Source organism: Psychrobacter piscatorii (assembly GCF_904846415.1).
GTDB lineage: Bacteria > Pseudomonadota > Gammaproteobacteria > Pseudomonadales > Moraxellaceae > Psychrobacter > Psychrobacter piscatorii.
This window is the reverse complement of sequence record NZ_CAJHAR010000011.1, coordinates 12346-38553: the sequence shown is the minus strand read 5'-3', so window position 1 is coordinate 38553 and position 26208 is coordinate 12346. Positions and strand designations below refer to the sequence as shown.

Annotated in this window: 17 protein-coding genes and 1 tRNA gene; 16 read left to right on the top strand and 2 right to left on the bottom strand. The window is 43.5% G+C overall.

The window, feature by feature from the left end; genetic code table 11:
• Positions 1 to 132 precede the first annotated feature (132 nt).
• A complete protein-coding gene (gene hisD, locus JMX83_RS06795) occupies positions 133 to 1428 on the top strand; it encodes a histidinol dehydrogenase (RefSeq protein WP_201599911.1) in 1296 nt (431 codons plus the stop codon).
• A gap of 76 nt (positions 1429 to 1504) precedes the next feature.
• Positions 1505 to 2638: a histidinol-phosphate transaminase gene (gene hisC, locus JMX83_RS06790; RefSeq protein WP_201599910.1), complete on the top strand. Its 1134-nt coding sequence runs from the start codon at positions 1505 to 1507 to the stop codon at positions 2636 to 2638.
• A gap of 114 nt (positions 2639 to 2752) precedes the next feature.
• Here hisC and JMX83_RS06785 read toward each other — a convergent pair whose 3' ends face one another.
• Positions 2753 to 4441 carry an anthranilate synthase component I family protein gene (locus JMX83_RS06785; RefSeq protein WP_201599909.1) on the bottom strand — a complete coding sequence of 563 codons (1689 nt, stop codon included), beginning with the start codon at positions 4439 to 4441 and terminating at the stop codon, positions 2753 to 2755.
• Positions 4442 to 4444: 3 nt separating this feature from the next.
• Positions 4445 to 5680 carry a beta-ketoacyl-ACP synthase II gene (locus tag JMX83_RS06780; RefSeq protein WP_201599908.1) on the bottom strand — a complete coding sequence of 412 codons (1236 nt, stop codon included), beginning with the start codon at positions 5678 to 5680 and terminating at the stop codon, positions 4445 to 4447.
• A gap of 525 nt (positions 5681 to 6205) precedes the next feature.
• Between JMX83_RS06780 and JMX83_RS06775 the strand changes: the two genes are divergently transcribed.
• From JMX83_RS06775 to rpoC, 14 genes are all read left to right on the top strand, one after another.
• Complete coding sequence (locus JMX83_RS06775; protein WP_201599906.1) at positions 6206 to 7294, top strand: EcsC family protein; 1089 nt, start codon at positions 6206 to 6208, stop codon at positions 7292 to 7294.
• 410 nt (positions 7295 to 7704) lie between these two features.
• Complete coding sequence (gene rpsL / locus JMX83_RS06770; protein ID WP_011281154.1) at positions 7705 to 8079, top strand: 30S ribosomal protein S12; 375 nt, start codon at positions 7705 to 7707, stop codon at positions 8077 to 8079.
• A 207-nt stretch (positions 8080 to 8286) separates the two neighbouring features.
• Positions 8287 to 8760: a 30S ribosomal protein S7 gene (gene rpsG, locus JMX83_RS06765; protein WP_057761735.1), complete on the top strand. Its 474-nt coding sequence runs from the start codon at positions 8287 to 8289 to the stop codon at positions 8758 to 8760.
• Positions 8761 to 9111: 351 nt separating this feature from the next.
• Entirely contained in the window at positions 9112 to 11238 is a 2127-nt protein-coding gene (gene fusA / locus JMX83_RS06760; protein WP_201599905.1) for an elongation factor G, read from the top strand.
• Between the two features lie 223 nt (positions 11239 to 11461).
• Entirely contained in the window at positions 11462 to 12652 is a 1191-nt protein-coding gene (gene tuf, locus JMX83_RS06755) for an elongation factor Tu (RefSeq protein WP_201599904.1), read from the top strand.
• Between the two features lie 355 nt (positions 12653 to 13007).
• Positions 13008 to 13083: transfer RNA gene (locus tag JMX83_RS06750), tRNA-Trp, on the top strand.
• A 51-nt stretch (positions 13084 to 13134) separates the two neighbouring features.
• On the top strand, positions 13135 to 13620 hold the full coding sequence (secE, locus tag JMX83_RS06745) for a preprotein translocase subunit SecE (protein WP_201599902.1): 486 nt from the start codon (positions 13135 to 13137) through the stop codon (positions 13618 to 13620).
• Between the two features lie 71 nt (positions 13621 to 13691).
• A complete protein-coding gene (gene nusG, locus JMX83_RS06740; protein ID WP_201599900.1) occupies positions 13692 to 14222 on the top strand; it encodes a transcription termination/antitermination protein NusG in 531 nt (176 codons plus the stop codon).
• Between the two features lie 90 nt (positions 14223 to 14312).
• Positions 14313 to 14744: a 50S ribosomal protein L11 gene (rplK, locus tag JMX83_RS06735; protein WP_058025423.1), complete on the top strand. Its 432-nt coding sequence runs from the start codon at positions 14313 to 14315 to the stop codon at positions 14742 to 14744.
• A complete protein-coding gene (rplA, locus tag JMX83_RS06730) occupies positions 14744 to 15445 on the top strand; it encodes a 50S ribosomal protein L1 (RefSeq protein ID WP_201599898.1) in 702 nt (233 codons plus the stop codon). The genes rplK and rplA overlap by 1 nt, the downstream gene beginning before the upstream one ends.
• A 474-nt stretch (positions 15446 to 15919) precedes the next feature.
• On the top strand, positions 15920 to 16447 hold the full coding sequence (gene rplJ, locus JMX83_RS06725; RefSeq protein ID WP_025652244.1) for a 50S ribosomal protein L10: 528 nt from the start codon (positions 15920 to 15922) through the stop codon (positions 16445 to 16447).
• A 120-nt stretch (positions 16448 to 16567) separates the two neighbouring features.
• The gene (gene rplL / locus JMX83_RS06720) at positions 16568 to 16939 is read left to right on the top strand and encodes a 50S ribosomal protein L7/L12 (RefSeq protein ID WP_057761722.1); all 372 of its coding nucleotides are present in this window, start codon (positions 16568 to 16570) and stop codon (positions 16937 to 16939) included.
• Positions 16940 to 17703: 764 nt separating this feature from the next.
• Positions 17704 to 21822, top strand: a complete 4119-nt coding sequence (gene rpoB, locus JMX83_RS06715) for a DNA-directed RNA polymerase subunit beta (RefSeq protein WP_201599896.1) — start codon at positions 17704 to 17706, stop codon at positions 21820 to 21822.
• A 151-nt stretch (positions 21823 to 21973) separates the two neighbouring features.
• Positions 21974 to 26191, top strand: coding sequence for a DNA-directed RNA polymerase subunit beta' (gene rpoC, locus JMX83_RS06710; protein ID WP_201599893.1), 4218 nt, complete (start codon positions 21974 to 21976; stop codon positions 26189 to 26191).
• Positions 26192 to 26208 lie beyond the last annotated feature (17 nt).

Below are 26208 nucleotides of genomic sequence, written 5' to 3'. Positions count from 1 at the left end.
ATAAAATCACCGTAAAATTTAGACAAGAAGACAGCCAGTAAGTCGCCATATTTGTGAATAATAAGCATACTTTAGCTATATTCACGCCGTTTATTTTCAGCAGTATTTTATGCTCAGATATAGGATTAGGTCATGCGCCAGTTAAGTACCCAAGATGCCGATTTTGACAATCAATTGACACAACTGCTTGCCTTTGAAACCGTCAATGATGCTGAATTATTGCATACCGTTGACGATATCATCGCACAAGTACGTGCGGATGGTGATAGCGTCGTATTGGCATTGACTCAGCAGTTCGATCAGCATCCAGCGACAACGATGCAAGAGTTAGAGCTGTCTAAAGAAGCACTTGCCGATGCATTTGCCAATCTGGATGAGAATGTAAAGACGGCATTGACCACAGCAGCTACTCGGGTACAGACTTTTCATGAACGTCAAGTACAAGAAACGTGGCAATATGAAGATGAGTTAGGCAATCGCTTAGGTCAAAAAGTTACGCCACTTGATCGCGTTGGCATTTATGTGCCGGGTGGCTTGGCATCTTATCCATCATCAGTGTTGATGAATGCCATTCCTGCCAAAGTGGCTGGCGTCGCTGAAGTCATCATGGTCGTACCAGCGCCGAAAGGGGTGCTCAATCCTTTGGTATTGGCAGCAGCACATTTGGCCCAAGTTGACCGTGTCTTTACCATTGGCGGCGCACAGGCGGTAGCAGCCTTAGCCTATGGCACTGAGACCATTCCAGCCGTGGACAAAATCACAGGGCCGGGTAATAAGTATGTCGCGGCAGCCAAACGCGCAGTATTTGGACAAGTCGGCATTGATATGATTGCAGGCCCTTCAGAAGTGTTGGTATATGCAGAGGGTGAAGCGCAAGATCGAGCTGATTGGCTCGCAATGGATTTGTTGTCGCAAGCAGAGCATGACCGTATCGCTCAAGCCATCTTTGTGACGACCAGTGAAGAGCAGTTAAAAGAAGTCGCGTTAGAGATAGAAAGAGCACTCGCTGAGCTACCAAAAGCAGATATCGCACGCGATTCGCTACAAAACCGTGGCGCGCTTATTTTAGTGAAAGATCGTAGCGAGGGTATGGCGCTGATCAATCGTATTGCCCCTGAGCATTTGGAGTTGTCCGTTGATAACCCTGATGCATTGCTAGATGATATTCGTCATGCGGGTGCTATCTTTATGGGTCGTCACACGCCTGAGGCCATTGGGGATTACTGTGCAGGACCGAACCATGTGCTACCAACATCCGGTACTGCGCGCTTTTCTTCACCGTTGGGTGTCTATGACTTTCAGAAGAAATCATCAATTATTTATTGCAGTGAATCAGGTAGCAAGCCATTGGCTGAGACGGCTGATATTCTAGCGCAACGTGAGGACCTAGAAGCCCATGCGCGCTCAGCCCGTTATCGTTATCAGTAAGATATTTTGAGCGTCTTCGTTGTTACTTTTGATAGATATTTTTAATAGTCTGTATGGCTAATTAGTAGGATAATTTATGAGTGAGTCAAAGATAGATACCAGACTTTGGTCATCTAAAGCACGCAACTTGTCACCTTATGTGCCGGGTGAGCAGCCACAGCACGACAATTTATGCAAACTGAATACCAATGAAAACCCGTTTCCGCCCTCACCAAAAGTAGGGGAGGCAATCGCTAAGGTACTTACCCAGCAAGCGCAAGAGCTGCGTTTATATCCGGCACCTGAGTCCAATGACCTACGTGCTGCACTGGCACAAGCGTATGACCTTGATGTCAGCCAAGTGTTTGTAGGTAATGGCTCAGATGAAGTATTGGCGCTTATATTTGCCAGTTTTTTCCTAAAAGAGCGTCCGCTTTTATCACCTGATATTGGCTATAGCTTTTATCCTGTCTATGCGCAGACTTTTGGTGTGCATCTCGTCAAAATCCCATTAGAAGACGATTTTAGTATTGATCCTGATGCTTATCGCCAGCCTTGTAGCGGTATCATCATTGCCAACCCGAATGCACCAACAGGCTTGCTCTTATCACTTGCTGATATTCGTAAACTAGCAAGCGAGCATTCTAACGCCGTGATTGTAATTGATGAAGCATATATTGATTTTGCTCAGGCTGATGCAGACAGTACAGACGCGCAAGTCTCAGCGGTCAGCTTGATCAATGAGTGTGACAACGTTATCGTGACGCAGACCTTTTCAAAATCACGGTCACTTGCTGGTTTACGTGTTGGTATGGCCTTTGGCAGTGCCTCGTTGATTGAAGCATTGACGCGTATGAAAAATAGCTTTAATAGCTACCCACTGGATAAGTTAGCGCAAGCTGGTGCGACGGCGAGTGTGCTAGATGTGGATTATTTTGAGCAAACTCGTCAACAGGTTATCGATTTGCGCACGTCATTGACCTCAGAGTTGACAGCGCTAGGCTATAAAGTATTGCCCTCGCATGCCAACTTTATCTTTGCCCGTCCAAAAGATGGTAATGCAAGTGCTGTGGCGAGTATATTGCGCGATCAAGGAATTATCGTTCGCCATTTTGATAAGCCACGTATCAATGAGTATTTGCGTATTACTGTTGGCACCTCAGATCAGCATGAGCGTTTGATTAATGCACTAAAAGAGCTGCATACAGAGACTAGTATTACTGCTGATTAATGGTTTACTTGCTTGTGTAGTAGATGCTATCGATAAGTACTAAAAAAGCCTGCTAACGCAATGTTAAGCAGGCTTTTCTTACTAGAGACCAGCTCGAAATAATACTTCAGTAATTTATACTTTTTTCGCCAACACCGCCAGTAGATTACCTACCTTATCTAAGCACTCTTGATATTCAGCATCACAATCAGACGCGACCGTAATACCGCCACCCGCCCATAGATTGATTTGCCTTTCCTTGACGGATTCATTATGTGATAACGCATTGGCTTGTAGCGTGCGAATCAACACATTCCACTGACCACTGCCATCAAAATTCATATAACCCATGGTGCCGCAATAAGCACCACGCGGTGTGGATTCGAGTTCGGCAATAATTTCGACAGCGCGTTTTTTTGGTGTACCAGTGATAGAGCCAGCAGGCAGACTACCAAACAGTACAGCCAATGGGTGAGTATCAATTTTTAGCTCAGCAGTAATAGTGCTGACCATATGGTGTACGTTACTAAAGCTTTCAATCGCAAACAGTTGCGGTACTTTTACGCTACCAATCTTGGCATATTTACCCAAGTCATTGCGTAGCAAATCCACAATCATCACATTTTCGGCACGGTCTTTTTCGCTATCGACCAGTTGTTGCTTATACGATTCATCTTGCTTGTCAGTAGTGCCACGAGGCATAGTGCCTTTGATTGGCTTGGTCAGGATGTGATGTTTGTTATTAGCCTTGTCTCTGGTAAAAGTAAAAAACAGCTCAGGGGAGCAGCTTAATAGCTCAAAACTGTTGTTAAGGGCATCAACGTGCTCAACGCTCGCACCATCAACACTCAAATAGCCTGCAAAAGGCGCTTGCGTATTGTGATGCAGTGAAGGTAGATAATCGATAAGTGCTGAAGTTGGTTGAGTCGCATCGTTTTTATATGGCAGATAGCCAGACCACTTTTGCGTCAGGTTAATTTGATAGCAATCGCCTTGCTGTAGATAGTCTTGGGTACGATCAAATGCTTGCTGATAATCACGCTTGCTCCATCGTGCCTTTAGGACGACAGGTATAGTATGTGATGTGCGCTTAGATTGTGCTTGATTAAGATATTTGTCGGATAGCTTTTTATCCAGTTCATCTAGGTAGGATGTCAGAGTAACTATGAACTCATCTTTTACCTTATTGCCGATAGCTTCATTAGAGCTGCTATTGGTTTGAATGCTTTTTAGCTCCCAATCGGTATCAGTATCTGCAGCAGGTGTTAGATAGATATCGTAATGCCCTAATGAGGCGCAAGGCTGATTTGCCAATTCGATTCTGTCTGCAGGACTTAATTCATAAGCAGCGATATCGTAACTGATAAAACCAATCAGACCATGATGATAATTAGGTTTTGTGTTTTTCGAATTTATATTGTTTGAGCTATTACTATCGGTATCATAAGCTTTGCTGTAAGCAATAAGCTCATTTTGCCATTCTAGATAACTCATATAAGCTGTCGTGGTATTTTCGCTATGAGTAGAGCAGTTATCACGGCAGTTTTTAACCACTCTATAGACAGGGTTTGAATCTTTAAAAGGTTTTTGATCAGCAGCATAAACCGACCAGCTGACTTTAGGCAGTAAGCCAATCACTGGTCGTCCATCATTATTTAACCAAGCCAATTGCCAATTTGCTGCATCATCTTGATTGAGTAAATGGCGTCTTAGCTGTGGCATTAATTCAGCAGCTGACACATCACCAAAACGCCAGCTAGATTTACTAGCTGGCGATGGCGCAGAATCTGTCTGCTCAGTTATCGTTTGATTTGGTGCGACCATGGTTTAAGCGTCGAATTTTTTGATGATGAGCGTGGCATTAGTACCACCAAAGCCAAAGCTGTTGCTCATCAAGGTTTCAAGATTGGATTCGCGCATTTGAGTGACGATATCGAAACCTTCAGCTGCAGGATCTAGGTTGTCAACGTTGATACTTGGGGCAATAAAGCTATCTTGTAGCATAAGTAGGCAGTAAATCAGCTCTTGCGCGCCAACAGCGCCTAAGCTATGACCAGTCATCGATTTGGTTGAGCTGATAGCCGGTACTTTACTGACATCGTTATCAAAAACTTTGGCAATCGCCTTGAGTTCTGTGATGTCGCCTAGTGGTGTGCTGGTGCCATGGCTATTGATATAATCAACGCTTTCTAGGCCAGCTTCAGCTAAGGCCTGTTGCATACAGCGTACAGCGCCTTCACCACTTGGCGCAACCATCTCAGCACCATCAGAGGTAGCACCATAACCCACGATTTCAGCCAAGATATTGGCGCCACGTGCTTGTGCGTGCTCTAAGCTTTCTACCACAACCATTGCGCCACCAGCAGCAATCACAAAACCGTCGCGATCTTTGTCATAAGCTCTTGAAGCGAGTGTTGGCGTGTCGTTATATTGAGTGCTCACTGCACCCATCGCATCAAACATACAAGACTGTGTCCAATGCTCAGCTTCACTACCACCAGCCAATATTACATCAGCTTTACCCAATTGGATAAGCTCAGCGGCATGACCGATACAATGAGTCGAGGTCGCGCAAGCAGAGGCAAGCGAGTAGGAGACACCTTGGATTTTTAGACCAGTGGCTAGGGCTGCTGATACTGAGCTGCCCATGGTTTTAGGTACCGCCATCGCACCGACACCGCGTAGGCCTTTTTCACGCATGGCATCCACAGCGTTCACGATGTTTTCTGTTGACGCACCGCCTGAGCTGGCGACGACACCCACGCGTGGATTGTTATTGATGGTGTCAAGTGACAGTCCTGAATGTTCGATGGCGTTTAGTGCACTGACATAAGCATACAGACTGGCATCACTAAAAAAGCGTTTGAGCTTACGATCGATACCACTAGTATCCAGTTCTGATTGATTAATACTGCCGCTCACGTGTGATTTGAACTCGTGCTCAGCATAAGAATCATTAAACGTAATACCAGACTTTCCTTCTTTAAGAGCAGTAGTGACCGTGGCTAGATCATGTCCGATACAAGAGACAATCCCTGCTCCAGTGATAACGACGCGACGCATATTCTATTCCTTGTAAGTAACGATTTGCCGCTATTGACAGGCAATAATCGTTGTAAATCTATATATGAGGTTTAACGATGAATGAATTTGAGCATTATAGTGAAAAAATAGTCTATGTAGATAACGATAGCATGAATTAAGATAACTACAGCCTATTAAAGACGATATCAATTCAGTGTACAATTATGCTCTAACTTACGGCACATGATAACGTATCAAGCGTTGAAAATCTTTGGACAAGTGTAAAATAATGGCGAAATAGCCTCTATCGCTACAAGATAGTAAGAAGGTGAGTGGCTATAAAGCCCTTTTTTTAAGCAGTTGCTTTACTGTTTATGAAAAACAATATGGGTGAGCTAAAGGCTATGGTTAAGTCAGACAAAAATTAAGTTATACTTTTAGATACAAAATTTGTGATAGCGATAACATTGTTCGCACTGACAAAGACTATAGCGATTGACTAAAATAATTGCTTAAGATTACTAATATTAGAATAAAACCAATCATCATATTAAGGACATCACGATGGCAAAGCGTAGTACTCTTTCAAAAAGTATCAATACTATTGGCTCTTTTACACGCAACAACCTAGAGCGCGTAGGCTCCATGATTGATAGCGTGAATGCCAAAACAGGCAAACCGCGCCAATATAAAGCGGTAGATCTAGGCGATGAGGATTATCAACAAGATTTATTTCGTGAGCAAACCTTAAAGGCTACGCAGCAACTGTTGGGCCCACGTTTTGCTACTTATGGTAAATATGCCAAAAAAGTCGTGCCAAATAGCTTTTTCCAATCGACAGTAGATAGCGCGTTTGCTCAAGTTGCGAAGCTTGCATCAAACTGGAGTCAATTAGACTTACCGAACGAGCATCGCTTTGCCAATATTGCTACTTTAGATGATGAAGAGCGTTATGCACTTGCAACTGACATCGCTAACCAGAACCGAGCACTTGCGGCAATGGGCGGCCTGACGGGTCTAGCAGGGTTGCCAGGTCTACTTGCTGATACCTTATGGCTATTATTGGTATCTCTACGTACTGTCTACCAAATTGCAGCTATATACAATAAGCCGCTCACAGGTAAACAAGGTGTGAAAATGGCATACGAATTGCTCTCGAATGCAGACCTAAGCAAAATGCAAGAAAAACAAGCATTGCTAGCAGGTATGGGTATCGGTAAAGGTTTACTTGATAATGCTCAGAGCCGCGGGTTGCATAGCGAACTCAAGAACTTGGGTCTAAAAAATCAAAACGTAAACTACTATGCTGAGCAAATAGACAGTATTGCTAGCCAAGTAGGGATCGATTTGGATAAAATAAACCTATTATGGGTTCGCCGTTTCATTCCCGTTACAGCAGTAGCTATCGGCGTACATTACAACAGTCAGTTGATTGATGAAGTGATTGGCGTTGCTCAAGCGACTTTCGCGCCAGAGGCAAAACTTGCCAATCGTGCCATTACTGATGACAGTAGTAGCGAGGCTGAAGTAAAAAAATCTAGCAATAACGATGCGCAGAAAGACACAGAAAAGACAGAAGAAAATAGCGATACAGAAGAAACCAGCAGCAAAAAAGACTCAGACAAGCAAACGTCTGATAAAAAAGCCAAGTAATAGACATATTATTTGCTAGTTGGGTTGTATATTAATAAGCACAATGGTATTTATCTTGGTCTGATTGAGTAGAGTGACTTGAAAATTAGGATAAATACCACCACTTAGTTACTATCAAGTAGCATTTATATTCGAATATCTCTTCTTAATGATGCTTGAGCTTGTCTTGTTTACTTTATTTATCACGCTATTTTTCGGCGAAAAAGTTATAAAGTGATACAATGCGAGGTTGAATGCATATCTATCAAATGTTGTAAAGCAAAACCATTCATAAGTGGTTGAAATAGCAGCAACAACTCTTTATAATACACTGTCCTAAAAATGGGTGCCCCGAAATCTGCAATTACTGTCAGATAGATGGTGCATTGGCCCATTTTTTTGTTTTATACCAAACGGGAGAAGGATGCCTTATGGCAACAACTAACCAATTGATTCGTAAAGGTCGCAAAACCATCAAGGAAAAGTCAAAAGTTCCTGCGTTGGAAGCGTGCCCACAGCGTCGCGGTGTATGTACTCGTGTATATACTACCACGCCAAAAAAACCTAACTCTGCCATGCGTAAAGTATGTCGTGTACGTTTGACTTCAGGCTATGAAGTATCAAGCTACATCGGTGGCGAAGGTCATAACCTACAAGAGCACAGTGTTGTTCTAATCCGTGGTGGTCGTGTAAAAGATCTACCAGGTGTACGTTATCACACTGTTCGCGGTGCATTAGATTGCGCAGGCGTTAAAGACCGTAAGCAAGGTCGCTCTAAGTACGGTGCTAAGAAGCCTAAGGTTTAATAACTAAACGTTATTAAATAAGCTTTCTGCACTACCCAATAACTGTGCATGGGTTCGGTGTCAGCAGTAATATTATTATCATATCAGTAATTTGCTTCTAAAACATACCACCATGCAGTAAGGCTAACTGATAACTCACTGCTATATCTTAATGATAGTAGTCGATGTTGTGAATGTTAGACACTCCTGAAGATAAGGAAATTTATTATGCCAAGACGTCGCGTCGTTGCTGCCCGTGAGATCCTACCGGATCCTAAATTTGGTAGCCAAACTGTTGCAAAATTCATCAACCATGTAATGAGTGATGGTAAAAAATCTACTGCTGAGCGTATCGTTTACGGTGCACTTGAGACAGTAAGTGAGAAGCGTAAAGTTGAAGATCCAGTATCTTTCTTCGAAGAAGTGCTTGAAAACGTACGCCCAATGGTAGAAGTAAAAGCTCGCCGCGTTGGCGGTGCAACCTATCAAGTACCAATGGAAGTACGCCCCTCCCGTCGTACTGCCTTGGCTATGCGTTGGTTAGCTGAAGCTGCTGCTAAGCGTTCTGAAAAATCAATGGCTTTGCGTTTAGCTGGCGAATTGAATGATGCTGCTGATGGCAAAGGCGCTGCTATGAAAAAGCGTGATGAAGTTCACCGCATGGCAGATGCTAACAAAGCATTCTCTCATTACCGTTTCTAAGCTACTTTTTAACAGTAGCTTGAGATTAGTGGCTCATACTCATTAATCTTACATTGTTGTTTATTCTATTGATTGCCGCCATCATCATTCGGTCATATATAAATGTTATTTATTAATGACTGGGGTGGCGGACATCTATCCAGATGTCTCTCTTAACAAGTATGACTTTCATCCTTTCATTAGAGAACATCCCAAATTTGATGCCACACTATTCTTAGTATTTGCTCTTTTTTTGTCCGTATTAGGCTCAATAATCAGTAAGTAATATTACGAAGCTGAACGCTTTGTCATAGAGTATGAGGTAGAGACACAATACATTATTATATACACGACTTTTCCTAGGAAAACACTATGGCTCGTAAAACTCCCCTAAAACGCTATCGCAATATTGGTATTTCAGCGCACATCGATGCTGGTAAAACGACCACTACTGAGCGTGTTTTATTCTATACCGGTGTTAGCCACAAAATTGGCGAAGTACATGATGGCGCAGCCACTATGGACTGGATGGAGCAAGAACAAGAGCGTGGTATTACTATTACCTCAGCAGCAACAACTTGTTTTTGGTCAGGTATGGCTAAACAGTTTGACGAACACCGCATTAACATCATCGATACCCCAGGTCACGTTGACTTCACGATCGAAGTTGAACGTTCTATGCGTGTACTTGATGGCGCTTGCATGGTTTACTGTGCAGTAGGCGGCGTTCAGCCACAGTCTGAGACCGTATGGCGTCAGGCGAACAAATACAAAGTACCACGTCTTGCGTTTGTAAATAAAATGGACCGTGTTGGTGCTGATTTCTATCGTGTGATCGAACAGATCAAAACCCGTCTTGGCGGCAAGCCAGTACCATTGGTTATTCCAATTGGGAAAGAAGATGACTTCGAAGGCGTTGTTGATCTAGTGACCATGAAAGCTATCTATTGGGACGAAGCGTCTCAAGGTATGCAGTATGATGAGCGTGATATCCCAACTGAACTACAAGACAAAGCAGCAGAATACCGTGAATATCTTGTAGAAAGCGCTGCTGAAGCCAACGAAGAGTTGATGAACGAATATCTAGAAAACGGTGAATTGACTGTAGACCAGATCCACAGTGCTATTCGTCAGTTGACTATCGATAACGAAATCATCCCACTTCTTTGTGGTACTGCCTTTAAAAACAAAGGTGTACAAAAGATGCTAGATGCGGTTATCCAGTATCTACCAGCACCAATTGACGTACCTGCTATTAAAGGTATTCTTGATGACAAAGACGAAAGCGAAGGCAGCCGTGAAGCATCAGATGAAGCACCTTTCTCAGCACTAGCGTTCAAAATCATGAACGACAAGTTCGTTGGTAACTTAACCTTCGTACGTGTTTATTCTGGTGTCATGAAGCAGGGTAGCAGTGTTTATAACCCAGTTAAAATGAAGCGTGAGCGTGTTGGTCGTATCGTACAGATGATGGCAAACTCTCAAGAAGAGCTTGCAGAAATTCGTACTGGTGATATCGCAGCTTTAGTCGGCATGAAAGATGTGACTACTGGTGATACACTATGTGACGAAGACAATGTGATCACGCTTGAGCGTATGGAGTTCCCAGATCCAGTTATCTCTCTAGCTGTCGAGCCAAAAACCAAAGCTGACCAAGAAAAAATGTCTATCGCTCTTGGCCGTTTGGCAAAAGAAGATCCATCGTTCCGTGTACACACTGACGAAGAGTCTGGTCAGACGATCATCAGTGGTATGGGTGAGCTACATCTAGAGATTCTTGTTGACCGTATGAAGCGTGAGTTTAACGTTGAAGCCAACATCGGTGCGCCGCAGGTTGCTTATCGTGAGACGATTCGTAACACGGTTGAACAAGAAGGTAAATTCGTACGTCAGACTGGTGGTCGTGGTAAGTTTGGTCACGTTTGGCTACGTCTTGAGCCACTTGATCCAGCTGGCGACACTGAATATGAATTCGCTGAAGAAGTTGTTGGTGGTACGGTACCAAAAGAATTCCACGGTGCTGTTGATAAAGGTATCCAAGAGCGCATGAAAAACGGCGTACTTGCTGGCTACCCAGTTGTTGGCGTAAAAGCCACCTTGTATGATGGTTCTTACCATGACGTCGATTCTGATGAATTGTCGTTCAAAATGGCCGGTTCTATGGCCTTCAGAAAAGGTTTCCTAGCTGCTGACCCAGCACTACTTGAGCCAGTCATGAAAGTAGAAGTTGAAACACCTGAAGACTACATGGGCGATATCATGGGCGATCTTAACCGTCGTCGTGGTTTGGTACAGGGTATGGAAGATTTACCTGGCGGTACTAAACAGATTCGTGCTGAAGTACCATTAGCGGAAATGTTTGGCTATGCCACTCAAATGCGCTCTATGTCACAAGGCCGTGCAACTTACTCAATGGAATTCCAAAAGTACGCTGAAATTCCAAAATCAGTTGCTGCTGAAATCATCTCTAAGTTCAATTCTAAAGATGATGACGAGTAAATAAAACTTACTGAAGGTGGCAATATAGAGTATCTCTGTGTATTGTCACTAAAGAATAGGCCAATAACTTGTTAAAAGACTTGTTATTGGTCGCAATTTTCTTATAATATCTGCACATTAGTATGTGCGACCTTTTAACAATTATCTTAAGGTGACCAAGATTGTCTTAATTGTCATATTTATATGAATTAAGCCTTGGAACCAAAAAAAAGAGGAAATACCCATGGCAAAGGCCAAGTTTGAACGTAGCAAGCCACACGTCAACGTCGGTACCATCGGACACGTTGACCATGGTAAAACCACCCTTACCGCTGCAATCGCAACCGTAGCTGCAATCACCTCTGGTGGCGAAGCCAAAGACTACGCGTCTATTGACTCAGCACCAGAAGAAAAAGCACGTGGTATCACCATCAACACCTCACACGTAGAATATGACACAGACAGCCGTCACTATGCACACGTAGATTGCCCAGGTCACGCCGATTATGTTAAAAACATGATCACCGGTGCAGCCCAGATGGACGGCGCAATCCTAGTTGTATCAGCAACTGACGGCCCTATGCCACAGACTCGTGAGCACATCTTGTTGTCACGTCAGGTTGGCGTACCATACATCATCGTATTCATGAACAAATGTGACATGGTAGATGACGAAGAACTACTTGAGCTAGTAGAAATGGAAGTTCGCGAACTATTGAACGACTATGACTTCCCAGGTGATGACACCCCAATCATCCACGGTTCTGCTACTGAAGCCCTAAAAGGCTCACAAGAAAAATACGGCCAACCAGCCGTTGTAGAACTACTAGGCGTACTAGACACCTACATCCCAGAGCCAGAGCGTGACGTTGACAAAGCATTCCTAATGCCAATCGAAGACGTATTCTCAATCTCAGGTCGTGGTACCGTAGTAACCGGCCGTGTTGAATCTGGTATCGTAAAAGTTGGTGACGAAATCGAAATCGTTGGTATCCGTGACACTCAAAAAACCACCTGTACTGGTGTAGAGATGTTCCGTAAACTGCTTGACGAAGGTCGTGCAGGCGAAAACTGTGGCGTACTACTACGTGGTACTAAGCGTGAAGACGTACAACGTGGCCAAGTACTAGCTAAGCCAGGTTCAATCACGCCTCACACCAAATTTGACGCAGAAGTATACGTACTGTCAAAAGAAGAGGGTGGTCGTCACACACCATTCCTAAACGGCTATCGTCCACAGTTCTACTTCCGTACCACTGACGTAACTGGCGCAATCCAATTACAAGACGGTACTGAAATGGTCATGCCTGGTGACAACGTTGAGATGGGCGTAGAGCTTATCCACCCAATCGCTATGGACAAAGGTCTTCGCTTCGCAATTCGTGAAGGCGGCCGTACTGTAGGCGCTGGTGTTGTTGCTAACGTATTGAACTAATCAATCAGTCTCAGCAATGAGCTTATGAATTAGTCATAAAAGAGCCATCCTATCTAGGGTGGCTTTTTTTTGGGTGTTGAAATAGAGGTGTTTGCACAATTAGATCTAAGCTTTGGTAAAATGGTTCTTTTGATACTGGCCATTTATTTATAATATACTGTATTGTAATTTGGCGCATAGCTTGCTATATTAGCGCTGCATTTAACGTGTATGGTTAATCTAAACCATAGTGAGAAAGCCTATGATTAATATAGTGACTTTTGGTAAATGCAATATCAGGTAAAAATTAACAATTTTACCGCCAAAGGCTTGCATTCTATGCTAAATATTGTATAATGCTGTCCTTTACACCCATAGGCGATTGGCTCAATTGGTAGAGCATCGGTCTCCAAAACCGAGGGTTGTAGGTTCGAGTCCTACATCGCCTGCCATCTTCTTATCTCATCTTTGTTGTACCCCACCATCTCCGAAGCGAGTTCTTTATGAGCAATAATCAAGATAACCTCGAGACTAAGTTATCTGATGCCAAGGCGGTTGCTGGTGGAATGCTGTCTAAAGATAAGCACATCTCAGCGAACGGTACTTCTGCTGTTGAAGTTGCTAAGACTGGCTCAATCAAAGATTTGATTTTGTGGCTACTTGCCGCAATTGTTTTGATCGGTGCGACTCTAGTTAATCAATATTTACCAGGCTATTGGCAACCAGCCAACGACGTCTGGGTACGTATTGGTATCATTGTCGCACTTATTGTATTTGCATTAATTTGCTTGGCAATGACGCATCAAGGCCGTGCTTTTAAAATATTATTAAGAGACGCAGGTGTTGAGCTTCGCCGAGTAACATGGCCAGGTAAAGACGAAACCTTTCAATACACATGGCAAGTTATTGTTGTGATTGCGATTGCTGGGTTCTTTATTTGGTTATTGGATAACTTTTTTAATTGGTTTGTTGGTATCTTTATCGGTTAATAGCACGTATTAGTGATTATTGGCGAGATATTTACTTTTAACAACTTATTTATAATGATCAGGAGCGTGATATGCGTTGGTATATTGTCCAAGCGTTTTCAGGATATGAAAAACAAGTACAACGTTCATTAACTGATCGTATTAACCGTAGTGACTTTACTGAGTCGTTCGGTGATGTATTGGTGCCTACTGAAGAAGTCGTCGAAATGAAAGACGGCAAAAAACGTAAGAGTGAGCGTAAGTTCTTTCCTGGATATGTATTGATCCAGATGGAAATGAACGACAATACTTGGCACATCGTAAAAGACTGTCCGCGTATTATGGGCTTTATCGGTGGTACGCCTGAGATGCCTGCGCCAATTACGCAAGTAGAAGCTGATCGTATCTTAAACCGTTTGAACCAGACTGAAACTGACCCACGTCCTAAAACACTATTTGAGCCAGGCGAAGAATTGTTGGTTATTGATGGTCCATTCACTGACTTTAAAGGGTTGGTAGAAAAAGTGGATTATGAGAAGTCTAAACTACATCTAACGGTAAACGTATTTAATCGACCTACACAGGTTGAGCTTGAGTTTAGTAAAGTTGAAAAACTAGACTAAATCAGCAAAAAGTTCATCAACCGGGGAGCTGTTAGTCAATTAGGTATATACCACATTGATTTGGCGCTATCACCCATTTAGGAGAGTATCATGGCTAAGAAGATTGATGGTTACATCAAACTGCAAGTGCCTGCAGGCAAAGCAAATCCTTCACCACCTATTGGTCCAGCTTTGGGTCAAAAAGGCGTGAACATTATGGCGTTCTGTAAAGAATTTAACGCTGCGACCTCAGGCCAAGAGCCAGGTCTACCGATCCCAACTGAGATCACGGTATACAGCGACAAATCTTTTACCTTCATCATGAAGTCACCACCAGCTGCGTACTTACTACGTAAAGCTGCTGGTATTGCTAAAGGTTCAGGTACACCGAACACTGCTAAAGTTGGTAAAGTTGACCGTGCACAACTAGAAGAAATCGTTAAGACTAAGAATGCAGACTTAACTGCAGCTGATCTTGACGCTGCTGTTCGTACCATCGCTGGTACTGCACGTTCAATGGGTATTACCGTGGAGGGTGTATAATGTCTAAGCTAACCAAACGTCAAAAAGAAATTCAAAGCCGTATTGATAACGAAAAACAGTACACTATTGAAGAAGCGGTTCAAATCCTAAACGATTTGCCAGCGCTAAAATTCAAAGAGTCTATTGATATCGCAGTAAACTTGGGTGTTGACCCACGTAAATCTGATCAAGTGGTTCGTGGTGCAACTAACCTACCTGCTGGTACTGGTAAAACCAAACGTGTTGCTGTATTTGCTCAAGGCGCTGCTGCTGAAGCCGCTAAAGAAGCTGGTGCAGACATCGTTGGTTTTGAAGACCTAGCAGAAGAAATCAAAGCCGGTAACATGGACTTTGATGTTGTTATCGCAGCTCCAGATGCTATGCGTGTTGTTGGTCAGTTAGGTACAATCCTAGGTCCACGTGGCCTAATGCCTAACCCAAAAGTTGGTACGGTAACGCCAAACGTTGCTGAAGCTGTGACTAACGCGAAAGCAGGTCAAGCACAGTACCGTGTTGATAAAGCTGGTATCATCCATGCAACTATCGGCCAAGTTGGTTTCACTGCTGATCAAATCGAGCAAAACGCGCAAGCGATTCTTTCTGATCTAAAGCGTGCTAAGCCTGCTACTTCTAAAGGTACTTTCATTAAGAAAATTACCTTGTCTAGCACGATGGGCCCTGGTCTAACGATCGACGCTGTTCCTTATCGTACTGCAAAATAATTAAAGTCTCTATTTTTGAGTACTTGAACTTCAAGTATTTTGAATGATGAGCACACACTATATTTAAAAATTAGGTCAGCGTAGTATTTGCTACGCTGTCTAAGACCGTAGGTAGAGAGTGGTTTAGCGTCATAGATAGCAATTTTCGAATGGTTAAATATGATACTGAGTCACTTTTGTTAATCGACGACAGATGAAAATCTTAGTTGTCCTACGCAGACGGTGGCCCACACAGTTTAAGACACGAGCGAATAGGGCGGTAAGGTTATTTATATAACCTTCAAACTATTACTCAACGTCATTCTGATAACGGTGCCGTAATCAGTCGTTACCAGTAGATGCTTTTTTCATTAATTGAATCCGCTGGTAATGTGTCGTATCAAGTCAGTCCCAGCTTAAAATTTAAGCCTGCGAAAATTTCGATTTTTAGCGCTTTTATGATAAGCAGATTGATAAGATTAAAGGAGTCAACTTATGGCATTAACGCTAGAGCAAAAACAACAAGTTGTGGCTGAAGTGTCTGAAGTTGCTGCTAATGCTTACTCAGCAGTAGCTGCCGAGTATCACGGAATTGGTGTTGCTAAGCTTACTCAGCTTCGCGAACAAGCTCGTGATAAAGGTGTTGTTTTGAAAGTGGTAAAAAATACACTAGCAAAACGCGCTTTTGAAGGCACTAAGTTTGAGAGCATGTCAGACCGTATGACTGGTCCACTACTTTTGGCTTTCTCTATGGAAGATTTGGGATCTGCAGCACGAGTCGTTTTCGACTTTAGCAAAGATAACAAAGCTTTAGAGACCAAATTAGTATCAGTCGGTGGTGAAGTTTATGGTCCAGAAGAGCTAGAGCGCGTATCGAAGCTACCAACTCGCGACGAAGCAATCTCTATCTTGATGGCTACTATGAATGCACCAGTGACCAAGCTTGTCCAGACTATGAACGCTGTTCCTGGCAAGTTCGTTCGCACTGTAGCGGCAATCAAAGACGCAAAAGAAGCTGCTTAATTGCTTGTTTTAACGTAACTTTAACATCGCTAATTTTGGTTGAATTTTATTGCCACATTCGGCAATCAATCAAAGCGATATTAGAATCAATTAATTTTTATCAGATAACGGAGAGTTCTCATGGCACTATCTAAAGATGACGTGTTAAATGCAATCGCTGAAATGTCAGTAATGGATATCGTTGAGTTAATCAGCGACATGGAAGAAAAATTCGGCGTAACAGCTGCTGTTGCTGCTGCACCTGCTGCTGCTGGTCCTGCTGCTGCTGCTGCTGAAGAAAAAGACGAGTTTGACGTAGTTCTTGCTAGCTTTGGCGAGAAGAAAGTTGGCGTAATTAAAGCCGTACGTGAAGCAACTGGTCTTGGCCTAAAAGAAGCGAAAGATTTGGTTGAAAGCGCTCCAGCTCCAATCAAAGAAGGCGCATCTAAAGCTGAAGCTGAAGAGTTGAAAAAGAAACTTGAAGAAGCTGGTGCAACTGTTGAACTAAAATAAGTTTAACGCTGTACAGAAAAAAAGCTGGTAATGCCTTGCATTGCCAGCTTTTTTTTATTATAATTCGTAGCTTGACCTTTTGTGTCTGCCAACATACGTATGCATTAACGGTGGATACCCATCAAAAGGACAGACGATATACATGCAAGTACACATACCATTTTTTAAAATCAGTTAATATCAGCTAAACGTCTGTAGATGTTTGGCATTTTTTTGTGTCTGCATGCTTTCCTATCAACACTATAGTTTATACTGATTCTTAAAGTTATAGTTACCCCGATTATTAATCCTGAAAAAAGCGGTATTCTGAAAAAGCTGTTGATCATAAGTTGCCTACTTAGTGTGGCATGACTGTCGATATTTAGTCTTATAGACAGTTTGTATGTGTAGGGAACATAGTTCGGTAAAATAAGCAGTCTAGATGGCAAGTGGTTTATATGCAATCTTAATAGACGTTATTTTCCAGCAATGTATTTGTAAATTAAGCCTCATAGGCAATGCATTATAGATTATATAATATTGAATTTTTTGGTTGCAACAGTCATATAGATTGATTCACTTACCATGAATTTAGCAAGCAACGACGAGATTAAGTGAAGTGTGCTAGGTAAGCACTGATGAGTAAAGTAGTAATTGACAGAAAAGACATGAACTGAACACGAAAACCCGTTTTATATTATCGTTTACGTCGCCATGTTTGCATCGTATTTATGCATACTGGCCACGCTTTTAATTTGTTTCCACGTTTACTGTAAGGACTCTCGATGGCATATTCTTATACTGAAAAAAAGCGTATTCGCAAAAGTTTTGCTGAATTGCCCACTGTAATGGACGTTCCCTATTTACTGTCTATTCAAGTAGATTCTTATGAGCAATTTTTGCAAGAGCACAAAAAGCCAAAAGCTCGTGAGAATACTGGTTTGCAAGCTGCGTATTCCTCTATTTTCCCAATTGAGAGTCACTCTGGTAACGCCGAGTTGCAATTTGTTGAGTACTATTTAGGCACGCCTGAATTTGATGAGCGTGAGTGTATCTTACGTGGTTCAACGTTTGCGGCGCCAATGCGTGTCAAAATCCGTTTGATCATCAAAGACAAAGACAGTAAAGACAAAGATAGCAAAGCTGCTATCAAAGATATCCGTGAGCAAAGCGTTTACATGGGCGAGATGCCTTTGATGACAGCTAACGGTACTTTTATCATTAATGGTACTGAGCGTGTTATCGTATCTCAGCTACATCGTTCACCTGGTGTGTTCTTTGACCATGATAAAGGTAAGTCGCATTCAAGTGGTAAAGTGCTTTATAACGCACGTATCATCCCTTACCGTGGTTCATGGTTAGACTTTGAATTTGATGCAAAGGACTTGGTCTTTGCTCGTATTGACCGTCGCCGTAAACTATTGGCTTCTATCATCTTACGTGCACTTGGTCTGACCACATCTGAAATTCTAGATTTGTTCTTTGATAAAGTGGCTGTTTATAAAGCTGAAGAGACGTTCGAGATTGATCTAGTTGCTGATCGTCTACGTGGCGAGATGGCTCAGTTTGATATCGTATCACCTGAAGGTGACGTTATTGTAGAGCAGGGCAAACGTATCAACGCACGCCGTATCCGTCAGCTTGAAGAAGCAGGTATGACGAAAATTGCTGTGCCTGATGAGTATCTATATGAGCGTATCTTAGCTGAAGACATCGTTGTTAATGATGAAATCATCGCTAAAGCAAATACGCCAATTGACCACGAGTTATTGGTGAAATTGAACTCATTTGAAGCCAGTGGTGCCATCAAAGAGTTCAGTATTCTGTTCACTAACGATATCGACCAAGGTAGTTATATTGCCGATACGCTACGTGCTGATAGTACCTCAAGCCGTGAAGAAGCATTGATCGAAATCTATAAAGTTATGCGTCCAGGTGAGCCACCAACGGTTGAAACTGCTGAGAAACTGTTTGAGAGCATGTTCTTCAACGCAGATCGTTATGACCTATCCAACGTCGGTCGTATGAAGTTCAACCGTCGCCTTGGTCTGCCATTTGAAAACACCGATGACCCAGACGTGCAGCGCGAACGCAGTGTATTGACCAACGATGATATCGTTAACGTTCTAAAAGAACTTATCGAGATTCGTAACGGTCGCGGCGATGTCGATGATATTGACCATTTGGGTAACCGCCGTATTCGTTCAGTGGGCGAGATGGCAGAAAACCAATTCCGTGTTGGTCTAGTGCGTGTCGAGCGTGCGGTTAAAGAGCGTTTGAGCTCAGCAGAATCAGACAACTTGTCACCACAAGATTTGATTAACTCTAAGCCAGTAGCGGCTGCGGTTAAAGAATTCTTTGGTTCAAGCCAGTTGTCACAGTTTATGGATCAGAACAACCCGTTGTCTGAAGTTACCCATAAGCGCCGTGTATCAGCGTTAGGACCTGGTGGTCTAACTCGTGAACGTGCAGGCTTTGAAGTACGTGACGTACATGATACGCATTATGGCCGTGTATGTCCGATTGAGACTCCTGAAGGTCCAAACATTGGTCTGATCAACTCACTAGCGACCTTTGCTAAAACCAACAGCTTTGGCTTCTTAGAAACGCCTTATCGCCGTGTGGTTGATGGTAAAGTAACAGACGTTATTGAGTATTTATCAGCAATCGAAGAAGTCGGCACCGTCATTGCACAGGCTGATTCTCCGATGACTGAAGATGGCGCGTTATCTGACGAGATGGTCAGTGTACGTAGCTATGGTGAATTTGTTCGTATGCCGCCAGAAAAAGTAACGCATATGGATGTATCACCAAGTCAGGTAGTATCGGTTGCAGCAGGTCTGATTCCGTTCCTAGAGCATGATGATGCTAACCGTGCCTTGATGGGCTCGAACATGCAGCGTCAGGCTGTTCCTACCCTACGTGCTGATAAGCCGTTAGTAGGTACTGGTATGGAGCGTCACGTTGCTCGTGACTCTGGTGTTTGTGTGATCGCTAAGCGTGGCGGTGTGATTGAAGATGTTGATGCATCACGTATCGTTGTTCGTGTAAACGAAGACGAGATGACTGCTGGTGAAGCGGGTATCGATATCTATAACTTGATCAAATACACGCGCTCTAACCAAAACACTTGTATCAACCAACGTATCATTGTTAACCAAGGTGACGAGATTGCTCTGGGTGATATCTTGGCTGATGGTCCATCAACGGATCTTGGTGAGCTAGCACTGGGCCAGAACATCCGCATCGCATTTATGCCGTGGAATGGTTACAACTTCGAAGATTCAATCTTGTTATCTGAAAAAGTAGTTAAAGAAGATCGTTTCACTACGATTCATATCCAAGAACTAACTTGTGTGGCTCGTGATACCAAGCTAGGTACAGAAGAGATCACTGCTGATATTCCAAACGTTGGTGAAGCAGCACTATCAAGTCTTGATGAAGCAGGTATCGTCTATATCGGTGCTGAAGTTGATGCTGGTGATATTCTAGTTGGTAAAGTGACGCCAAAAGGTGAAACGCAACTAACGCCAGAAGAGAAACTACTACGGGCTATCTTTGGCGAAAAAGCGGCTGATGTGAAAGACACTTCACTACGCGTACCGACTTCAAGTAAAGGTACGGTTATTGATGTACAGGTCTTCACCCGTGATGGCGTTGAAAAAGACGCACGCGCAAGAGCGATTGAAAAATCGCAGCTTGATAGCTATCGCAAAGATTTAAAAGAAGAGCTACGTATCTTCGAAGAAGCGGCACGTGGTCGTATTGGTAATCTATTAGATGGCCAAAAAGTCAGCGGTGGTGCTGGTCTAAAAGCTGGTACGGTTATGGCATTGGCTGATATGAAAGATATGAGCCTTGAGACCTTGCTTGATATTCAACCAGTAGAAGAAGAAATCTCTGAGCGTCTAACGCAAATCGCTGATTACTTGGTTGATAAGCAGAAAGACATCGATGTGAAGTTTGCTGAGAAAAAACGCAAATTGACTGCTGGTGATGACTTACAACATGGCGTACAAAAAATCGTTAAAGTATATCTAGCGGTTAAGCGTCGTATTCAGCCTGGTGATAAGATGGCCGGTCGTCATGGTAACAAAGGTGTGGTATCGCGCATCATGCCAGTTGAAGACATGCCTTATGATGAAAATGGTAATACCGTTGACATCGTGTTGAACCCACTTGGTGTACCATCTCGTATGAACATCGGTCAGGTTCTAGAGACGCATTTGGGTATGGCAGCGAAAGGATTGGGCGAGAAGATTGATGGTATGCTCAAATCTCAAGCAGCGATCAAAGAGCTACGTGACTTCTTGGATCAAATCTATAACCAAGTCGGTGGCGAACAAGTTGATCTTGATAGCTTAAGTGATGATGACATCATGGCGCTAGCAGACAACTTACGTGGCGGTGTACCGATGGGCACAGCAGTATTTGATGGCGCAAGAGAAAGCCAAGTTAAAGACTTGCTCGAGCTTGCTGGTATGGATCGCGATGGTCAGCAGACATTATATGATGGTCGTACGGGTCAGAAGTTTGACCGTAAAGTAACTGTCGGCTACATGTACATGCTCAAGCTTAACCATTTGGTTGATGACAAAATGCATGCGCGTTCAACGGGTTCTTATTCTCTAGTGACGCAGCAGCCACTCGGCGGTAAAGCTCAGTTTGGTGGTCAGCGCTTCGGTGAGATGGAAGTATGGGCACTAGAAGCATACGGCGCGACTTACACGTTGCAAGAAATGCTAACGGTGAAGTCGGATGACGTTGAAGGCCGTACTCGTATGTACAAAAACATCGTTGATGGTGAGCAGTATATGGATCCAGGCATGCCTGAGTCGTTCAACGTACTGACCAAAGAAATCAAATCACTGGGTATTAATATTGAGTTAAAACAAAGCAACTAGCCCGTTGTTTAACTTAGTTGTCCACTAAAGGCAGTCTGCTTTATTGCTGCTGCTTTTAGTGATTTGTCTCAACCCTATTCATTGCCTTCATTCATCTTATCTGCGTCAATGGTACGCTGTCAGATGATTATAAAGATAACGGAGAAGCAACTTGAAAGATTTACTCGATATCATGCAAAGCCCTACCGGCAACGGTAATACAGAGTTTGATAGCATTCAAATTACTTTAGCCTCACCTGACGTCATTAAGTCATGGTCACATGGCGAAGTAAAAAAACCTGAAACCATCAACTATCGCACGTTCAAGCCTGAGCGTGACGGTCTTTTTTGTGCCAAAATCTTTGGTCCAGTAAAAGATTTCGAATGTCTATGTGGTAAATATAAGCGCCGTAAGTTCCAAGGTGTTATCTGCGAAAAATGTGGTGTTGAAGTTACCACTGCGAAAGTCCGTCGTGATCGCATGGGTCATATCGACCTAGCCAGTCCAGTTGCGCATATTTGGTTCCTAAAATCATTACCAAGCCGCATCGGTCTATTGTTAGACATGACGCTACGTGATATCGAGCGCGTTCTATATTTTGAAAGCTACATCGTGACTGAGCCTGGTCTGACTTCTTTAGAGAAGTATCAGTTGCTTGATGATGAAGATTATTACAAAGCGCTTGAAGAGTTTGGTGATGAATTCACTGCCAAGATGGGTGCTGAGGCTGTCCAAGATCTATTGAAAGATATCGATATGGATCTTGAGATTGATGAGCTGCGTGAAGCGATTCCGCAAACAGGTTCTGAGACTAAGCTTAAGAAAATGTCTAAGCGTCTTAAATTATTAGAAGCATTCCGTGATTCTAATAACAAGCCTGAGTGGATGGTAATGAACATCTTGCCAGTACTACCACCAGATTTGCGTCCTCTAGTACCGCTAGAAGGCGGCCGTTTTGCGACGTCAGATCTAAACGATCTATATCGCCGTGTGATCAACCGTAACAACCGTCTTAAGCGTCTTCTTGAGCTGAGCGCACCTGATATCATCGTACGTAACGAAAAGCGTATGTTGCAAGAGTCAGTAGATGCGTTACTTGATAACGGTCGTCGCGGTCGTGCCATCACTGGTAGTAACAAGCGTCCATTGAAATCTTTGGCAGATATGATCAAAGGTAAGCAAGGTCGTTTCCGTCAGAACTTACTTGGTAAGCGTGTCGATTACTCTGGTCGTTCGGTTATCGTTGTAGGCCCAACACTACGTCTGCATCAGTGTGGTCTACCTAAGAAAATGGCGCTAGAATTATTCAAGCCATTTACTTATAACAAACTATTGTCTCATGGTTTGGCAACGACGATTAAAGCTGCCAAAAAGATGGTAGAGCGTGAAGAGCCACAAGTGTGGGATATGCTGGCCATGGTTATCCGTGAGCATCCAGTGCTTCTTAACCGTGCGCCAACACTTCACCGTTTGGGCTTGCAAGCATTTGAGCCAGTATTGATCGAAGGTAAAGCCATCCAGTTGCATCCGCTGGTTTGTACTGCATTCAACGCTGACTTTGATGGTGACCAAATGGCCGTTCACGTGCCATTGACGCTAGAAGCACAGCTTGAATCACGTGCGCTGATGATGTCTACCAACAACATCTTGTCACCTGCGAACGGTGATCCGATCATCGTACCATCTCAGGATGTTGTACTAGGTCTATATTACATCAGTCGCTCGTCGATCAATGCCAAAGGCGAGAGCATGATTTTTGCTACCGTTAATGAAGCATTACGTGCGATTGGTTCAAACGACCTACATGTAAACGCGAAGATCAAAGTGCGTGTTACTGAGACGCAAATTGACGAAGAAGGTAACGAGACCAAAGAAATCAGTATCAAAGATACGGTTGCTGGTCGTCTACTTATCTGGAACATCATGCCTAAAGGTATGACGTTTGATGAGTGTAACCAAGAGATGACGAAGAAAAACATCTCTCGTTTGATCAACTCTTGCTACCGTAAAGTTGGCGTAAAAGAAAGTGTTATGTTTGCTGACCAATTGATGTATCTTGGTTTTGCTCAAGCGACGCTATCTGGTGTGTCTATCGGTATCGACGATATGGTCATTCCACCACTGAAAAAGCAAATCATCGAAGTGGCAGAAGGCGAAGTTCGCGAAATCGAAGATCAGTTTGAGCAAGGCTTTGTGACCGCTGGTGAGCGTTATAACAAAGTAGTCGATATCTGGTCACGTACCAATGATAAAGTCGCTAAGGCGATGATGGATAACTTGGCAACAGATAAAGTCATCAATGCGCAAGGTGAGGAAGACGAGCAGAAATCATTCAACTCGATCTTTATCATGTCGGATTCTGGTGCTCGTGGTAGTGCAGCACAGATTCGTCAGTTGGCCGGTATGCGTGGTTTGATGGCGAAACCAGATGGCTCAATCATTGAAACACCGATTAAGGCGAACTTCCGTGAAGGTTTGACCGTACTACAGTACTTCATCTCAACTCACGGTGCACGTAAAGGTCTAGCGGATACAGCACTAAAAACAGCTAACTCGGGTTACCTAACTCGTCGTCTGGTTGACGTGGCACAAGATTTGGTTATCACGAGTGATGACTGTGGTACTGAAGAAGGCCTACTCATGAAGCCACATATCCAAGGTGGTGAAATCATTGAGAAATTAGGTGAGCTAGTACTTGGTCGTGTGACTGCACGTGATGTGACGTATAACGATGATGCTGATAAAGTATTGGTTCCAGCTGGTACGTTGATTGATGAGTATTGGGTTAACGTCCTTGATAGCAACGCGATTGATGATATCTGGGTACGCTCAGTTATTACTTGTGATGTTGAGCATGGTGTTTGTTCACAGTGTTATGGCCGTGATCTTGCACGTGGTCATAAAGTGAACATTGGTGAGTCAGTTGGTGTTATGGCCGCTCAGTCTATCGGTGAGCCAGGTACTCAGTTGACCATGCGTACGTTCCACGTAGGTGGGGCTGCGAGTTCAGCATCTGTAGACAATAGCATCTCTGTACGTAATGCTGGTCAAGCGCACTTTGAAAACATGAAAACAGTACAGCATACCGATGGTCACTTAGTCATCGTATCGCGTTCAGCTGAAATCGCATTGACCGATGAGCTTGGCCGTGAGCGTGAGCGTTATAAAGTACCATATGGTTCAAGCGTACTTGTGAAAGATGAAGAGCAGGTTGAAGGCGGTCAAACTATCGCTAAATGGGATCCGCACACGCATCCAATCATCACAGAATTTGCTGGTACAGCACGCTTCAGTGACATCACTGATGGTATGACTGCAACAGTAAAAGTTGACGATGCGACTGGTATGAGCTCATTTGAGATTCTAGCCACGCGTGACCGTTCAAGCTCAGCAAAAGACTTACGTCCTGCGATTATCTTGAACACTGACGAAGGCAAAGAAGTGGTTTACTTCTTACCAGCTGAAACCATCATCCGCGTGAGCGATGGTGAAAAAGTAGCAGCCGGTTCGATTCTAGGCCGCGTACCACAAGCGTCTTCTGGTACAAAAGATATTACCGGTGGTCTACCACGTGTTGCTGATCTATTCGAAGCACGTCGTCCAAAAGATCACGCCATCATGGCAGAAATGACTGGTGTCGTAAGCTTTGGTAAAGAGACTAAAGGTAAGAACCGCTTCATTATTACCAATGAAGATGGTGAAGTACATGAAGAGCTGATTCCAAAATGGCGTCAAATCAACGTCTTTGAAAACGAGACGGTAGCACGTGGTGAAGTGATCGCTGATGGTCCACAGAACCCACATGATATCTTGCGTTTGAAAGGTCAGACTGCACTTGCTGATTATATCGTCAACGAAGTACAGGACGTTTATCGCTTGCAGGGTGTAAAAATCAACGACAAGCACATCGAAGTTATCATTCGTCAGATGCTCCGTAAAGTTGAGATTACTGATGGCGGCGATTCAAGCCACTTCAAAGGTGATCAGGTCGAGTATGCAGATATCAAAGCATTGAATGCGAAACTAGAAGCGGAAGATAAATTCCCAGTACAGTTCGAGCGTCAATTACTAGGTATCACTAAAGCAAGTCTGGCAACTGAAAGCTTTATCTCAGCGGCTTCTTTCCAGGAAACCACCCGTGTACTAACTGCGGCTGCTGTGACTGGTAAAGTGGATGAGCTACGTGGTCTGAAAGAAAACGTGGTCGTTGGTCGCTTGATTCCTGCAGGTACGGGTCTTGCTTATCACAAGGCACGCAAAGAGAAAGCGGATCAGAAGCTACAAGACAATGATCTTAATGCAGCGTTTGATATGACTGCAAGCACTGACAGCAAAGACTTTGCAAGCTTTGATGAAGCCTTTGCTCAAGAGTTAAATCAAAATAATTAATCGTATTGAGTATTTTG

Excerpts from the sequence above, each read along its gene's own strand:
- rplL (WP_057761722.1), top strand. The coding sequence starts at position 16,568 with ATGGCACTATCTAAAGATGACGTGTTAAATGCAATCGCTGAAATGTCA.
- rplJ (WP_025652244.1), top strand. The coding sequence starts at position 15,920 with ATGGCATTAACGCTAGAGCAAAAACAACAAGTTGTGGCTGAAGTGTCT.
- JMX83_RS06785 (WP_201599909.1), bottom strand. The coding sequence starts at position 4,441 with ATGGTCGCACCAAATCAAACGATAACTGAGCAGACAGATTCTGCGCCA.
- rpsL (WP_011281154.1), top strand. The coding sequence starts at position 7,705 with ATGGCAACAACTAACCAATTGATTCGTAAAGGTCGCAAAACCATCAAG.
- fusA (WP_201599905.1), top strand. The coding sequence starts at position 9,112 with ATGGCTCGTAAAACTCCCCTAAAACGCTATCGCAATATTGGTATTTCA.
- hisD (WP_201599911.1), top strand. The coding sequence starts at position 133 with ATGCGCCAGTTAAGTACCCAAGATGCCGATTTTGACAATCAATTGACA.
- hisC (WP_201599910.1), top strand. The coding sequence starts at position 1,505 with ATGAGTGAGTCAAAGATAGATACCAGACTTTGGTCATCTAAAGCACGC.
- nusG (WP_201599900.1), top strand. The coding sequence starts at position 13,692 with ATGCGTTGGTATATTGTCCAAGCGTTTTCAGGATATGAAAAACAAGTA.
- JMX83_RS06780 (WP_201599908.1), bottom strand. The coding sequence starts at position 5,680 with ATGCGTCGCGTCGTTATCACTGGAGCAGGGATTGTCTCTTGTATCGGA.
- JMX83_RS06775 (WP_201599906.1), top strand. The coding sequence starts at position 6,206 with ATGGCAAAGCGTAGTACTCTTTCAAAAAGTATCAATACTATTGGCTCT.
- tuf (WP_201599904.1), top strand. The coding sequence starts at position 11,462 with ATGGCAAAGGCCAAGTTTGAACGTAGCAAGCCACACGTCAACGTCGGT.
- rpoB (WP_201599896.1), top strand. The coding sequence starts at position 17,704 with ATGGCATATTCTTATACTGAAAAAAAGCGTATTCGCAAAAGTTTTGCT.
- rplK (WP_058025423.1), top strand. The coding sequence starts at position 14,313 with ATGGCTAAGAAGATTGATGGTTACATCAAACTGCAAGTGCCTGCAGGC.
- rplA (WP_201599898.1), top strand. The coding sequence starts at position 14,744 with ATGTCTAAGCTAACCAAACGTCAAAAAGAAATTCAAAGCCGTATTGAT.
- rpsG (WP_057761735.1), top strand. The coding sequence starts at position 8,287 with ATGCCAAGACGTCGCGTCGTTGCTGCCCGTGAGATCCTACCGGATCCT.
- secE (WP_201599902.1), top strand. The coding sequence starts at position 13,135 with ATGAGCAATAATCAAGATAACCTCGAGACTAAGTTATCTGATGCCAAG.